This is a genomic window from Pantoea sp. 22096, from assembly GCF_052045955.1.
In the GTDB taxonomy this organism is placed as follows: domain Bacteria; phylum Pseudomonadota; class Gammaproteobacteria; order Enterobacterales; family Enterobacteriaceae; genus Pantoea; species Pantoea alfalfae.
Genome location: NZ_JBQEPW010000002.1, coordinates 190,333 through 205,149, shown reverse-complemented (window position 1 = coordinate 205,149; position 14,817 = coordinate 190,333). Strand labels below are relative to the sequence as shown.

Here is a 14,817-nt window from a genome sequence, read left to right as displayed (position 1 = left end):
AGGAGGAAAGCGTCCCGCGCCAGGACGGCGCGGGCCGAGCGTGCCATGGATGGCGGCTTTTGCGTCTTTCCGATCTGACCGCGTTTCCTGAGCAGCCTCGATCAAAACGCTAACCCAGCCCTACCTTCCCAGGTAAACTAAAGCGCCGCTATCGGACCCTGTTAACCGCGCTGCAACCGCTGCAACGCCATATCGATCTGCACCTCACCTTTGGTGAGTTCGATAATCTGATACTTAATCGCCGGATTCTCAATCAGACCGACCAGCGTCGCCGCCACATCTTCGCGCGGGATCTCACCATAGGGGATCGCCAGATCTGCATGCACCCGACCCGTACCAGCCTCATCGGTCAGCGTGCCAGGCCGCAGGATCACCCACTCCAGCTTGCTCGCCACCAGTTCCACATCCGCCAGGCGTTTCACCCGCATATAGTTCTCAAATCCCTCAGACGGCGTTTTACCGCGGCCCGCATCCGGAAAAGCGGATACCAGCATAAAGCGCGACACGCCAGCCTGCTCTGCGGCGGCGACTGCCAGCTTCAGCCCTTCACCGTCAATGGCATTGGTCAGCGCGATACCGGCACCGCCCGCACCCGCTGTAAAGACCGCCACGTCGTGACCGGCCATCAGCTCTGCCAGCGCCGTCACGCTCAGCTGCTGAATATCGCCCGCGACAGGCTTAGCGCCTGCGGCCTGCAGGGACTCAGCCTGTTCCGGCTTGCGGTGCATTGCCGTGACAGTGTGGCCTTTGTTGCTCAGCTGACGGGTCAGCTTTTGGCCAACCTTACCTGCCGCCCCGATAATGAAACATGTCGCCATAGGATTCACTCCTCCATTCACTGATTAGGTGTCAGAGTATAGCTATCTGCCAGAAACGAAACAGGCGCCTGATGCGGCGCCTGCTGGGTTTATTTCGGGATGACTTTTTCCGCTTTCAGCTTATCAAACAGCTGTGTAAAGGAGTCCAGCGTACTGCGATAGCCGGTAAAGCCCGCTTTGCGGCTCTTACTCATGTCGGTAAAGGCTTCCATCGGACGACCCAGGTCGGCATCGGTATGCCACCACGAGGCCAGCTTAGTCACATCGGCCTCACGCAGCTGATGCTGCTCTGCTATTGCCCGCCATGCGCTCTCAGCTTCCTGCATGCGATCTTCCAGCGGCATCATCTTCGCCGGGTAGTCTGCAGCTTCGATACCGAAATAGTCAGCCAGTTTTGGCCACATCCAGTTCCAGCGGAACACATCGCCATTTACCGCGTTGAAATCCTGATTAGCGGCGTTTGGTGACGTTGCCGCCCAATGCAATTGCTCGGCCAGCAGACCCGCATCGGTCATATCAGCGACACCATTCCACTGCTCTGGCGAACCCGGGAAGATAAACGGCCAGCCCTTCTCTTTGCACAGCGTCGCATAAACCGCCAGCGTCTGTCCCATGTTCATCGCATTGCCTACGGCATAGCCGATGATGGTATGCGGACGGTGCACGCTCCAGCGATAGTCATACTTATCTGCGCCCGCGAACACTTCATCTTCCTGCGCATAATAAAAGTTATCGACCGGCTGACGCCCCTGCTCCTCACGGAACGGCGTAACCGGCACGGCGCCTTTACCGTAGGCTTCAAACGGACCCAGATAGTGCTTCAGTCCGGTCACCAGCGCGACGTGCGAACCTTTGAGGCGTTCACCGAGTGCTTCAATCACATTGCGAACCATGCCGCCGTTGACGCGGATATTCTCTTTCTCATTTTCCTGACGCGCCCAGACGCTGAAAAACAGCGCATCCGGTTTTACCTCTTTCAGTGCTTCACGGACAGCCTCTGCATCGGTCAGATCGGCTGTCAGGCTGGTTGCGCCTTCAGGTACGGCACCACGTCCGCGTGACAGGCCACTGACCTGCCAGCCTTCCTGCTGTAATTTATCTGCCAGTGCGCGACCAATAACGCCGCTGATGCCCACAATCAAAGCGTGCTTTTTCATTTGATTTCTCCTCGTTTTGCGTAATGCTAAGCCTAATAGAGAATTCAGTTCTTATCTCTGGCATTTATTCACAGCATTCTCAACCTGAGTTCACTAATCGATGCACGATCATCGCCTTAAAGATATTCTCCCGTTTGTCGCCAGCGTGGAGTGTGGCAGCTTTACCGCCGCGGCTGAACGTCTGCACGTGACCGGCTCGGCGGTCAGCAAGAGCATCAGCCGACTGGAAGCGCGCTTAGGCTCGCGGCTGCTGGAGCGCACCACGCGTAGCCTGAATCTGACCGACGCGGGCAGCGCCTATTATCAGACCTGTCTGCGGGTGCTGGAGGATCTGGCCGAAGCCGAGGCGGTACTGGCGGCTCAGCGCACCATTCCTTCCGGCCGGCTGCGTCTGGCGGTGCCCACCACCTATGGCCGCCTCAACGTCATGCCGCTGCTGATGCCCTTCTGCCAGCAAAATCCAGAGCTGGCACTGAGCCTGAGTTTGTCCGATCGCTTTGTTGACCTGTTTGAGGAAGGCGTGGATGTGGCGGTGCGGATCGGCGGTGCACCCGACCTTCCCGCGTCGCTGGGCTGGCGTAACATGGGTCGCGAGAAGATGCAGTTCTGTGCCTCTCCCGCTTATCTGGCCCGGGAAGGCCGTCCTGAAAATGAAGCAGCGCTGCTGAACCATCCCGCCATTCTTTATGAGCGTGTGGATGGCACAACCAAACCCTGGCTATTTACCACCGAAGATGGACAGCCCCACTGGCGCGACGTGCCCTACCGGCTGGCGCTGGGCGACGTCGATGCACAGCTTCAGGCAGTCATTGCCGGGCTGGGTGTCGCGCAGATGCCCTCATGGTTGATTCAGCGCGCCGTGGCCGCCAGTGAACTGGAAATTATTATGCCGCAGTTACAGCCCGACGGGCTGACGCTGAGCGTGGTGTGGCCACGCCGCAAACAGTTCCTGCCAAAAGTGGACGCGCTATTATCAGCGCTAAACGCCCTGGCCATTCGCTGACACCGGCCTGTTTTTTTGACTGCGGTTGGGATGTTTCATCCTGACCCTTTTTATTTTCTTTTTGCCGCCGTGCATTCCTGACTGTTCTGCCCCGTCTGAAATACCCCCAATCTGTTATTCCCCCAAATAATCCCTTTAACTTCAAAGGGCTTATTTGGGATTTGATGGAATCCCATCAAAATAAAAAACGCGAAAGGCTTGAGCTCACATAATGAAAACTAAGTTTCAAATATAATTTAACCCGAAATAAAAATATCAGTAGGGTGATGGCTTCTTCATGTTCTGACGTTTTGTCTTTGTTGTTATTGCCAGGAGTATTCATGGAAAAAGAACTTTATATCTCGTCGAACCCGGCCTCCGGTCCAAATAGCGCCACCCGCACCGAGCCTTTTGTGAAGATTATTGCGCTGGTTGCTACCCTGGGTGGATTGCTGTTTGGTTATGACACCGGCGTGGTTTCGGGCGCGTTACTGTTTATGCGCGGCGATTTGCATCTTACCCCGTTTACCACCGGGCTGGTCACCAGCTCCCTGCTGTTTGGTGCCGCCTTCGGCGCGCTGGCTGCCGGTCATCTGGCGGATGGTCTGGGCAGACGCCGCATCATCATTGCGCTGGCGCTGATCTTCGCCTTTGGCGCTGTCGGCTCGGCGCTGGCGCCTGATGTCACCTGGATGATCGCTTCTCGCCTGTTCCTGGGCTTTGCCGTGGGCGGTGCTGCCGCGACCGTGCCGGTCTACATCGCAGAAATCGCCCCCGCCAATAAACGTGGCCAGCTGGTCACCCTGCAGGAACTGATGATCGTCAGCGGTCAGCTGCTGGCGTATATCTCCAACGCCACCTTTAACGATATCTGGGGCGGCGAAAATACCTGGCGCTGGATGCTGGCGCTGTCGATTGTCCCCGCCGCTCTGCTCTGGATCGGCATGATATTTATGCCTGAAACCCCGCGCTGGCACGTAATGAAAGGCCGCAGTCAGGCAGCGCGTGAGGTGCTGGAAAAAACCCGCGCCGCTGAAGATGTGGAGTGGGAACTGGAAGAGATTGAAGAAACCATCGAAGAGAACCGGCAGCGAGGTAAAGGCCGCCTGCGCGATCTCGCGACGCCATGGCTGATGAAAATCTTCCTGCTGGGCGTGGGCATCGCTGCGATTCAGCAGCTGACTGGCGTCAATACCATTATGTATTACGCACCTACTATGCTGACCGCAGCCGGACTCAGCAACGATGCCGCGCTGTTTGCCACCATTGCGAATGGTGTGATTTCGGTAGTGATGACACTGGTGGGTATCTGGTTAATCGGCAAAACGGGACGTCGCCCGCTGGTATTAATCGGTCAGATGGGCTGCACCTGCTGCCTGTTCTTTATCGGGCTGGTCTGCTGGCTGATGCCGGAATACCTCAACGGCACGGTCAACCTGCTGCGGGCTTATCTGGTGCTGGCGGGCATGTTGATGTTTCTCTGCTTCCAGCAGGGCGCATTGTCACCGGTCACCTGGCTGTTGCTGTCGGAAATCTTCCCCGCCCGGATGCGTGGCATCTGTATGGGTGGCGCAGTCTTCTCACTGTGGATCGCCAATTTCGCCATCTCCATGGCCTTCCCGCTGTTATTAGCCGCGTTTGGTCTGGCGGGTGCCTTCTTTATATTCGCCCTGATTGGCATCGGCGGCTCTGTATTTGTTGTGAAGTTTATTCCCGAGACCCGGGGAAGAAGTCTTGAGCAGGTCGAGCACTATTTCTATGCGCTTTATAACGGCAAAAAATAACCTTTGCATGCTCTGTGTTAAATAAATAACGGCCCGTGTCATGAGGCATGACGACCCGACCGCCCTTAGCACCTCACCAATAATTTAAGGAAATCGTTATGAGCCTGAATATTCCCAATGCGCGCTTTTGCGTTAATCGTAAAATAGCGCCCAGCCTGAGTATCCCGCAGTTTTTTAAACTGGTCAGCCAGCTCGGTATTCATAATGTCGAACTGCGCAATGATATGCCCAGCGGACGCGTTACCGACGATCTCAGCGGCGATGAGGTAAAAGCGCTGGCGCATGAGTCAGGCATCCGGATTGTTACCATCAATGCGCTCTACCCGTTCAACCAGCTGAATGAAGAGGTGCTGCAACGCGCCCGCCAGCTGTTAAGCGATGCGCAGGCCGTCGGCGCCGAATCGCTGGTGCTCTGCCCGCTCAACGACGGCACGCCCATCAGCGCTGCCGACAGCGAAAGCGCGCTGAAAACCCTGGCCCCGCTGTTCGCTGAGGCAGGCATTCAGGGGCTGGTGGAACCGCTGGGTTTCCCGCAAAGCTCGCTGCGTTCGGCGACTCAGGCGCAGACGCTGATCCGCGAGGCGGCCGTGCCTTTCCGCTTGCTGATCGACACCTTTCATCATCATCTGTTTGAAGAGGCCGAACAGACTTTTGAGCAGGAAATCGACATTCAGCAAATCGGTCTGGTTCACCTCTCCGGCGTCACCGACCCGCGCCCGGTCAGCGAACTGACCGACGAAGAGCGCATCATGCTCAGCGCAGATGACAGATTGCGCAGTAAACAGCAGGTCGAACGCCTGGAGAAGATGGGCTACACCGGCCTTTACGCCTTTGAGCCGTTCTCCTCCGTGATGAATAGCTGGCAGGAAGCGGACATCACCCGCGAAATTCGCAACAGCATCCAGCTGTTAAACCACTCAGCGTAAGGAATCATTATGACCATTAATATTGGTGTTATCGGCACCGGCGCAATCGGCCGCGAACATATCCGCCGTTGCAGTACCGTTTTACAGAATGCGCGCGTGGTGGCACTCAACGATATCAACCGTGACAACTGCCAGCAGATTATTGACGAACTGACGCCGGAAGCGCGCATTTATGACAATGCGATTGATCTGATCAACGACCCACAGGTTAACGCGGTGCTGGTTACCTCCTGGGGTCCGACGCATGAAGCCTTTGTGCTGGCCTGTATTGAGGCGGGTAAAGCAGTATTCTGCGAAAAACCGCTGGCGGTCACCGCGCAGGGCTGTATGAACATTGTGGAAGCAGAAATTAAGGCAGGACGTCAGCTGGTGCAGGTCGGGTTTATGCGCCCTTACGACAGCGGCTATCGCGCACTAAAAGCGGTGATCGACAGCGGCGAGATTGGTGAGCCGCTGATGCTGCACTGCGCGCACCGTAATCCTGAAGTGGGCGACAGCTACACCACCGACATGGCGATCACTGACACGCTGATCCACGAACTTGATGTGCTGCGCTGGCTGCTGAATGATGACTATGCCAGCGTGCAGGTGATCTTCCCGCGTAAAACCCGTAAGGCGTCGTCCCACCTGCGTGACCCGCAGATCGTGCTGCTTGAGACCACCAAAGGCGCACGCATTGATGTCGAAATTTTCGTGAACTGTGAATATGGTTACGACATTCAGTGTGAAGTAGTGGGTGAAAGCGGCATTGCCCGCCTGCCGGAGCCGGTCTCTGTGCAGCTACGCAGCGCGGCTAAGCTCTCCACCACCATTCTGACGGACTGGAAAAAGCGCTTTATCGATGCGTATGACGTGGAGTTGCAGGCCTTTATCAACAACGTCATCAGCGGCGAGATGACCGGTCCCTCCGCGTGGGATGGCTATGCCGCTGCCGTCGCCGCCGATGCCTGCGTCGTGGCGCAAACGTCTGGCGGGATCGTGCCGGTTGCTATGCCAGCCAGACCAGCCTTTTATCGCTGACAGGCAAAATGCACGGTGGATCCCACCGTGCACGTCCCTATCCCGCCCCCCTTTTCAGCGACGCTTCCCGCTATAGGTAATCAGGCGATCCGCTATGTTTAATGCGGGCCGCAAAATTACGCGGCCGCTGAATAATTACGGCGCGGTGATGACAATAGCCACGCGCCGGTTCTGCGCACGTCCCTGCGCGCTATTGTTGCTGGCAACCGGTGCACTCATGCCCAGGCCACGCGTCATAACATTTTCACGCGGTATCGCCGCGCCTTCCGCCCACTGAGCCGCGACCGCGTTTGCTCTTTTCAACGACAGCTGCTGATTATAATCCGGCTTGCCGTAATTATCGGTATGCCCGTCGATGCGCACATGCTCAATACCGGTCGACGCCAGACTTTTCGCCATTCCCTGAATGGTGAGCTTACTCGAGGGTGTCAGCTCTGATTCATTTACACCAAACAGGATCTTATCAGATAAGCCTAATCCCCAGCCTTCCAGGTTCTGCGTGAATCCGGCGCTTTTCATCGCTGCGATTTGCGCGTCGCTAAAACGCGCTTTCGACTGACAACCGACCAGCGCCAGAGTAACCAATAGCAGGGAAAGGTTTTTCTTCATATTTACGCCCTATTTATTCGCTTGTTTTTGTACATATTCATATCGGCACGTTCGAGGATCGATTCAACCGTATCGCCAGGTCGTGACCAGGCGTAGCCAATAGTCACCGAAGTTGTAACCGGCATGTCATCCGTAATAAGGATGCGTTCCCCAATGGTGTCATTAATGCGCTGCATGAGCTGCTGTAACTGCGCCTCACTCGTCCGGCTGTTGACCAGCATGGCAAATTCATCGCCCCCTAATCGTGCGACTACATCCTGTTCAGTCGCCAGCGATAAAAGACGCGATCCTATCGCTTTTAATACCTCATCCCCGGCGGCATGGCCCCAGTTATCATTGATGCTCTTGAAGCGATCGCCATCCAGAAACAACAGCGCAAAGCGCTCGTGATCGTCTGGCTGGTCAAGGCGCTGTGTCAGGCGAGCAGAGAAGGCGCTGCGGTTGGCAAGACCGGTCAGCGGATCGGACAGGGCTTTAGCTGCCAGCGAGCGATTGTCACGCATCAGCGACGCCTTCAGTGATTGCATTTCCATCAGCAGGGAGTTGAGGTCATCTGAAAAGAGCTGAAATTCTCTGATTGGGCCACCCGGAATACGCAGGGAAAAATCACCCGAATGAATGACATAGTGAATCGAACTGGTAATGGTACGCAGTGTCGCAATCATACCCCGATGCAGAAACTCACTCAGCATCAGCGAGATAATCAGTACGCAGAGCATCCCTATGGAGAGAATCATGAATGAGTATTGAAGGAAACTCACCGCGCCGGTTACGGTCCCTTCCAGCATTAGCGTACCAACAGCCACGTCAGCATGAAGAATCTCGACGTTAAGTGGTTTGTGATAAATCCACTCACGCAGCAACCGCGAAAACCAGCCCGTCTGTTCCCGCTGTGCATTCCACTGGACCAGAACCAGCTGATCCCGTGTAACCAGCTTCGCAGAAGCGTACATGCCTTCATTGCCAAGCCGTTCGATTTTATTACGTGCATCGTAGCTATCGGCAAAAACGGTTGCCGCGGTGAGCGTGGTACTTAGCGTCGAGCCGATTAATTCGAGGTTTCGTTTCTCATAATTTTTAATAAAAAGCAGCGACGTCGATGAGAGCAACAGCCAGCACAACAGTAATATCACCGCCGAATTGATGGTGCTTATTTTGCGCAGTTTATTGCGGATGGATGATTTATCGTGCTTTAGTTTATCGAATTTCATTTCATTCACTTCCCTCGCGGGAGAGCAAAAGCACATCCGGATTCACTCTGACACCGCTTCTGGCAAGTGAATCGAGATTAACGGAAAAATGCGTATGGTCCGGTTGAAAAATCAGACAAAAAGCGGCGCCCAGCGTGCATTCCGCATTGTTCTCTGCAAGGGTAAGCACCGCTCTTCCCTTCAGCTTCTCAATAATGTCCACCTGCTGCTGCGGTGTCTGATCGCCGAAATAAATGGCATCGCATCGATGCATTGCAGAATCACCTGCACCCGCAAGATAGAGAACGGTGAATGTCGCGGCCGCAGCGGCGCTGTTTTCCGGCAAAGAGAGATGGCGTGCTGAAGTAAAAACACATAATTCAGGCGGCCTGTTTAAATTTTGCCAGTGAGTGAAACTGATGATGCCGCTAACGATACGATTAGCTTTGTCATCTTTTGTCCCGGCCAGCGCAATAGGGGGATGAAGAAACAGCAGAACAAGTAGCGCCAGGGCGAGCTGGCAGATGCGGCGCAGCAGAAGCAGCACATCGACATTATGATGCAGGTGATATTTATGGGTCATACTGCGTTCCGGTAATACTACGCACGGCAGGAGAGCTGAATAAGCGCGCAAATATTAACATAGCGCTGGTTACGCTTGCACACAGAATTTTCTTAGCTATAGATCATTCTGCTTATACTTTCAGACAGGTTCATTCACGGAATATTCGTTGGTCGTAACAGCTTCTGATAGCGAACGCCGACGGAGAATTACCTTACTTCACCGGCTTTTTCTGGTGGGTGATAACGTCTCTCTTTTGGTAAAGCAATTCGCCAGGCTTTTCGTTTCAAGGCGCAGACTGGATAAAGACGCCTGTAATAACGTGATGCTGATAATGCATCGCCAGCGATATTCCGCAATTAACCTGTCCAACCAATACCCTCAAACATACCCCATCATTTTCAGAAGCGACTGCACCTGATTCATCGCTTCGCTACGATGTGACACGCCCAGTTTCTGATAGAGATTACGGATATGGGTTTTGATCGTGGTTGACGCTACCGCCAGCTCACCGGCAATTTGATCGTTGCTGTAGCCCGAATAGATTAACCCCAGCACCTGCCATTCGCGCTGCGTCAGCGGGCTGGTGCGAATCAGCTCCGGCACGTCAGGATGGTTAAGCAACCGGCTGACAAAGCCTTCATCGAAATGGGCGAACTTGTGACGGTGATATTTGTTGATCTCCAGCAGGATGCGGCGGGCGCGGTGGTTGTCCAGCTCATTCAGGGTATTAAGCTGTATCAGCTGCCGCAGTTGCTGCGCCATCATCTCGCCTTCAATGACAAAATGGCTGATAAAGCCCGTGCTGCGCGCCAGTTTCAGCGCCTCAATCAGCACGCGCTGCGCCTCCGCTTTGCGGTCAGTCTGCCAGTAGATCTGATTGAGCAGCAGCAGATTACGGTTTAAGTCGCTCATCAGGCGCAGGGCGCGGGCATTCTCATTCAGCTCCTCCAGCACCACTTCCGCCTGGCTGACATCACCCAGCAGAATCTGCGCGCGGGCGATGTTACGCCACTGTCCCTGCAGAAAATGGTTGTTGGCGAAGGCGGGTTTAGGTGTCTGCCGCATCCAGTCGCGGGCGTTCTGACTGTCGCCCGTCATCTGCCAGTAAATCACCCGGACTTTATCGGCATTGGCGATCCAGTCGCTGTGCCAGTTGCCGTTGTTCAGCAGGTTTTCCAGCCGGTTCAGATAGCTGCGGGCATTATCAATATTGCCGCGCGCCAGCGAGCACTGCACCAGCAATCCCAGACACTGAATCTGCTGCTGCGGCTGGTAACCATTCAGCACCTTGATGCCTTCGCGCGCCGCCTGTTCCGCCTCTTCCAGACGGCCCCAGGCCCACAGCAGCTGAGCGCGAATGCGCAGCAGAAACTCATGCAGCGGGAACTGTGCCAGATGCTGCTCTTCCACCAGCACAAAGGCGCGGCTCTGGATCTCCCAGGCGGCCTGCAAAAAGCCCTGCGCAAACAGGATTTCGCTCTGCTGAATCAGGCTCCAGAGCGCGTAGTGCCATATTTCATCGCGACGCGCCATCTGTTCGGTCTGCCGCATCAGCTTGAGTGAGTCGTCCAGTTCGCCTTTGCAGTGCATCACCTCGCCATGCACCGAAGTTGCCACAATGCGGCTGTAGTGACGGCTGGCGGGCAGAGTATCGAGCGCCACTTTCGCCAGCCGCTCCGCTTCATCGGTATTGCCATCGTTGATCGCCACCTGAGCGCGCAATGCATTAAATTCACCGCGCAGTGCCGCATCTATCTCGCAGTGGCTGGCCTGCTCAAAACGCGCCAGCAGGCTGTCGACTTCTGAAAAGCGATGCTGAGTCTGCATCAGCCACGCCTGCAATAGCACCAGCATCGGGTTGTCGAGCATCATCTCCCACGGCAGCGCTTTTAAAGAGTTCTCCAGCAGCGGCAGCTCGCTCTGATTAAACAGCGTCCAGGCGTGCTTCAGCAGCACGTCCCGCAGCATGGTAGCGTCGCCTGAGGCAAGCGCATGGTGAATCGCCTCGCCCGGAAAGCCCTGCGCCATCCAGCTCTCGGCTGCGGCTCGATGCAGCGCAGGCAGCTCCGCCGCCAGTTCCCACTGACAGCGCTGACGCAGGAAGTTGCCGAACAGCGGATGGTAGCTGAACCAGCAGCCGGAATCGTCCATACGCTGCAGAAACAGTCCCTGTCGCTCAATCTCCTCCAGCCGCATCTGACCGTTCTCTTCACGGGTCACGCAGGCGATCAGTTCATCATTCATTGAGCGCAGCAGCGCGGTTTTCAGTAAAAAATGGCGGGTCGGCAGATCGACGTTATCCAGCACCTCTTCCACCAGATAGTCGGCGAGATGGCTGGCATTAATGCCCGAGAGACGTCGGGCGGAATGCTGAGCCGAACTGGCTCCCTGACGTGCCGACAAGACAATCAGCTGCAGCGCCGTTGCCCAGCCTGCGACATCATCACAGAGGCGACTGCTCTCTTCGCTTTCAAGCGGGGCCGCCAGACGGCAGTCAAAAAACTGGCGCGCTTCCTGATGGGTGAACGCCAGCTGCTGGCTGCCCAGTTCGATCAATTGCTCACGCACCCGCAGGTTCGCGATACCGAGCTGCGGCAGGTTACGTGACATCAGAATCAGGGTCAGATTTTCAGGCTGATGACGCAGGAAAAAGCGCATCGCGTCGTGAATGACCGGGTTGGTGATCAGATGGTAGTCATCAACAATCAGCCACAGCGGCTGCTGCCACTCCACCAGCTCGATAAAGAGCTGTGAAAACAGCGCATTGAGATTCACATATTGCCGCTTCTGCGCCAGAAGCTCACTGCGAGGACAGCCGCCGTGCGTCGCCTGTTGCAGTGCCGCGATCAGGTAATCGGCGAAGCGTTCCGGCTGATTATCGCCCTCATCCAGAGAAACCCAGCCCAGGTCGCTTTTCCCCGCCGCCCATTGCGATACCAGTGTGGTTTTACCGTAGCCCGCCGGACTGGTCACCAGCACCAGCCGATAGTTACCGGCAGCGGTGAGCTTTTGCAGCAATCTCTCGCGGATTACGGTGCCTTCAAGACGCACCGGGCGACTGAGTTTGGCGGGTATTAACATGGGCGCACGTTTCTCCATTTGTCGAGCGCATCATTATTTTACGCTTCGTAATTATTCCTTACACAGGTTCAGCATTTCGTCAGATGAATGCAAGCAAACCCATTAATTAAACTTTACAAAAGCGTGCGCAATCACACTCCTGCGACGATTTCGGATTAGCCTCATCCTCTCCACCCTCCCTATCCTCCTGCCCTAATTCTTTTCAGGAGGATGAGCAATGATTTCCGCCTGGGCAGACTGTCGGCACATTGATCCATTTTCTGTTTTTACAGGACATCAACCATGACACAGCCCGATTTCAACCCGACTCAGTTCAACGCTGCCCTGACCCGTCAGTGGCAGCGTTTTGGCCTGCGCAATGCGCAGGAGATGACCCACGCACAATGGTGGCAGGCACTCAGCGGTGCGCTGGCCGATATGCTGGCCGCACAACCCGCTCGCCCGGCCCCGACAGATCTCCGCCATGTTAACTACCTGTCGATGGAGTTTCTGATCGGTCGCCTGACCGGCAACAACCTGCTGAACCTGGGCTGGTATGACGCGGTTAACGACGCGCTGTCGGCCTGGAACATTTCACTGACCGACGTGCTGGAAAACGAAACGGATCCGGCGCTGGGCAACGGCGGACTCGGTCGTCTGGCCGCCTGCTTCCTGGATTCCATGGCGAATGTGGGGCAGCCTGCGACGGGCTATGGTCTGAACTATCAGTACGGACTGTTCCGCCAGCGCTTTGAACAGGGCGCACAGATTGAAGGCCCGGATGACTGGCAACGCGATTGCTACCCGTGGTTTAACCATAATGCTGCGCTCAACGTCAGCGTTGGACTGGGCGGTAAAGTGTTGACCGCTGCGGGGCAGCAGCAGTGGCAGCCGGCGTTTGAACTGGTTGGTGAAGCCTGGGATCTGCCGGTCGTTGGTTTTGAGAATGGCATCAGTCAGCCACTGCGTTTGTGGCAGGCGAAACATGCGCAGCCGTTTAATCTTAGTCGCTTCAATGACGGTGACTTTCTGCGCGCGGAGCAACAGGGCATTGATGCAGAAAAACTGACCAAAGTGCTCTATCCCAATGACAATCACCAGAACGGTAAAAAGCTGCGTCTGATGCAGCAATATTTCCAGTGCGCCTGCGCGCTGGCTGATATTCTGCGTCGTCATCATCGGGCCGGACGCAGCATCGAAACCCTGGCCGATTACGAAGTGATCCAGCTGAACGACACCCATCCGACGCTGGCAATCCCGGAACTGATGCGTCTGCTGCTGGATGAGCATCAGCTGAGCTGGGATCGCGCGTGGCAGATTACGCAACAGACCTTCGCCTATACCAACCATACCCTGATGCCGGAAGCACTGGAGTGCTGGGATGTCCGGCTGGTGCGCAGCCTGCTGCCGCGCCATATGATGATTATCAACACCCTGAACGCGCAGCTGAAAACAGCTGTCACGGCGCGCTGGCCGGATGATGAAGCAAAATGGGCGAAACTGGCGCTGGTGCATAATAACCAGTTGCGGATGGCTAACCTCTGCGTTACCAGCGGCTTTGCAGTTAACGGCGTGGCGGCGCTGCACTCGAAACTGGTGGTGCAGGATCTCTTCCCGGAATATCACCAGCTGTGGCCGGAGAAATTCCATAACGTGACCAACGGCATCACACCGCGCCGCTGGATCAATCAGTGCAACCCGGCGCTAAGTGCGCTGATCACCCGAACGCTCAACAAGCCGTGGCTGAACGATCTTGATGCCCTGCAGGGACTGGAAGCCTTTGCGGATGACGCCGCCTTCCGCGCGAAATATCGCGCCATCAAGCAGCAGAATAAGCAGGCGCTGGTCGGCTGGATCAAAAACCGTACCGATATCGAAATCGACCCCACTGCGCTGTTTGATGTGCAGATCAAACGCCTGCATGAGTACAAACGTCAGCATCTGAGCCTGCTGCACATCATTGCGCTGTGGCAGACGCTGGTCACCGATCCGCAGGCAAACCGTGCGCCGCGTGTGGTGCTGTTTGGTGCCAAAGCAGCGCCCGGTTATGCGCTGGCGAAAAACATTATCTACGCCATCAATAAAGTGGCCGGGGTGATCAATCAGGACCCGCGCATCGGCAACCGCCTGAAAGTGGTGTTTATTCCCGATTACAACGTCTCCGTTGCCGAGCGACTGATTCCCGCCGCCGATCTCTCCGAACAGATTTCTACCGCCGGTAAAGAGGCCTCCGGCACCGGTAACATGAAGCTGGCGCTTAACGGAGCGCTGACCATCGGCACACTGGATGGGGCGAACGTTGAGATCGCTGAGCAGGTCGGCAGCGAGAACATTTTTATCTTCGGACATACCGTGGAACAGGTGAAGGCGTTAAAAGCCGATGGCTATGCCCCGGCGCAGTGGCGCAAAAAAGATCCGCAGCTCAATCGGGTTTTACAGGCGCTGGAAGATGGCACCTTCAGCCAGGGTGACCTCCACGCCTTTGACGCGATGCTGCACAGCCTCGGTCCGGAAGGCGGCGATCCTTATCTGGTGCTGGCTGACTTCCAGCCCTATCTGGACGCGCAGGCGCAGGTGGAACTGCTGTGGAGCGATCAGGAGGCCTGGACCCGTGCCACCATCCTTAATATCGCGCGCTGTGGCATGTTCAGCTCCGATCGTGCGATCCGCGATTACCAGCAGCGCATCTGGCAAGCGAAACGCTAA

The 14,817-nt window shown here is 56.0% G+C and carries 11 protein-coding genes; 5 read left to right on the top strand and 6 right to left on the bottom strand.

Annotation, left to right across the window (positions count from 1 at the left end):
- Window positions 1-161: 161 nt before the first annotated feature.
- Both ACTJKZ_RS11225 and ACTJKZ_RS11220 read right to left on the bottom strand, forming a co-directional pair.
- Complete coding sequence (locus ACTJKZ_RS11225) at window positions 162-818, bottom strand: NAD(P)-binding oxidoreductase (RefSeq protein ID WP_222925801.1); 657 nt, start codon at window positions 816-818, stop codon at window positions 162-164.
- A gap of 89 nt (window positions 819-907) precedes the next feature.
- A complete protein-coding gene (locus ACTJKZ_RS11220) occupies window positions 908-1,975 on the bottom strand; it encodes an SDR family oxidoreductase (protein ID WP_222925802.1) in 1,068 nt (355 codons plus the stop codon).
- A 100-nt stretch (window positions 1,976-2,075) separates the two neighbouring features.
- Between ACTJKZ_RS11220 and ACTJKZ_RS11215 the strand changes: the two genes are divergently transcribed.
- From ACTJKZ_RS11215 to ACTJKZ_RS11200, 4 genes are all read left to right on the top strand, one after another.
- Window positions 2,076-2,978, top strand: coding sequence for a LysR family transcriptional regulator (locus ACTJKZ_RS11215; protein WP_260058484.1), 903 nt, complete (start codon window positions 2,076-2,078; stop codon window positions 2,976-2,978).
- A 320-nt stretch (window positions 2,979-3,298) separates the two neighbouring features.
- Window positions 3,299-4,741 (top strand): sugar porter family MFS transporter, encoded by a 1,443-nt coding sequence (locus ACTJKZ_RS11210; RefSeq protein ID WP_161736163.1) that lies wholly within the window; start codon window positions 3,299-3,301, stop codon window positions 4,739-4,741.
- A 98-nt stretch (window positions 4,742-4,839) separates the two neighbouring features.
- A complete protein-coding gene (locus tag ACTJKZ_RS11205) occupies window positions 4,840-5,667 on the top strand; it encodes a TIM barrel protein (protein WP_285088712.1) in 828 nt (275 codons plus the stop codon).
- A 9-nt stretch (window positions 5,668-5,676) separates the two neighbouring features.
- Window positions 5,677-6,687 carry a Gfo/Idh/MocA family protein gene (locus tag ACTJKZ_RS11200; RefSeq protein WP_440829583.1) on the top strand — a complete coding sequence of 337 codons (1,011 nt, stop codon included), beginning with the start codon at window positions 5,677-5,679 and terminating at the stop codon, window positions 6,685-6,687.
- Window positions 6,688-6,822: 135 nt separating this feature from the next.
- On the opposite strand, the gene ACTJKZ_RS11195 is transcribed toward ACTJKZ_RS11200, so the two are convergent.
- The 4 genes from ACTJKZ_RS11195 to malT all read right to left on the bottom strand — a co-directional run bounded on the left by ACTJKZ_RS11195 (window position 6,823) and on the right by malT (window position 12,132).
- A complete protein-coding gene (locus ACTJKZ_RS11195) occupies window positions 6,823-7,296 on the bottom strand; it encodes an OmpA family protein (protein WP_253418282.1) in 474 nt (157 codons plus the stop codon).
- A 2-nt stretch (window positions 7,297-7,298) separates the two neighbouring features.
- Window positions 7,299-8,507 carry a diguanylate cyclase domain-containing protein gene (locus ACTJKZ_RS11190; protein WP_222925806.1) on the bottom strand — a complete coding sequence of 403 codons (1,209 nt, stop codon included), beginning with the start codon at window positions 8,505-8,507 and terminating at the stop codon, window positions 7,299-7,301.
- A gap of 1 nt (window position 8,508) precedes the next feature.
- The gene (locus ACTJKZ_RS11185) at window positions 8,509-9,069 is read right to left on the bottom strand and encodes a YfiR family protein (RefSeq protein WP_253417706.1); all 561 of its coding nucleotides are present in this window, start codon (window positions 9,067-9,069) and stop codon (window positions 8,509-8,511) included.
- A gap of 360 nt (window positions 9,070-9,429) precedes the next feature.
- On the bottom strand, window positions 9,430-12,132 hold the full coding sequence (gene malT, locus ACTJKZ_RS11180) for an HTH-type transcriptional regulator MalT (protein ID WP_440829582.1): 2,703 nt from the start codon (window positions 12,130-12,132) through the stop codon (window positions 9,430-9,432).
- A gap of 282 nt (window positions 12,133-12,414) precedes the next feature.
- Between malT and malP the strand changes: the two genes are divergently transcribed.
- Window positions 12,415-14,817, top strand: a complete 2,403-nt coding sequence (malP, locus tag ACTJKZ_RS11175) for a maltodextrin phosphorylase (RefSeq protein ID WP_440829581.1) — start codon at window positions 12,415-12,417, stop codon at window positions 14,815-14,817.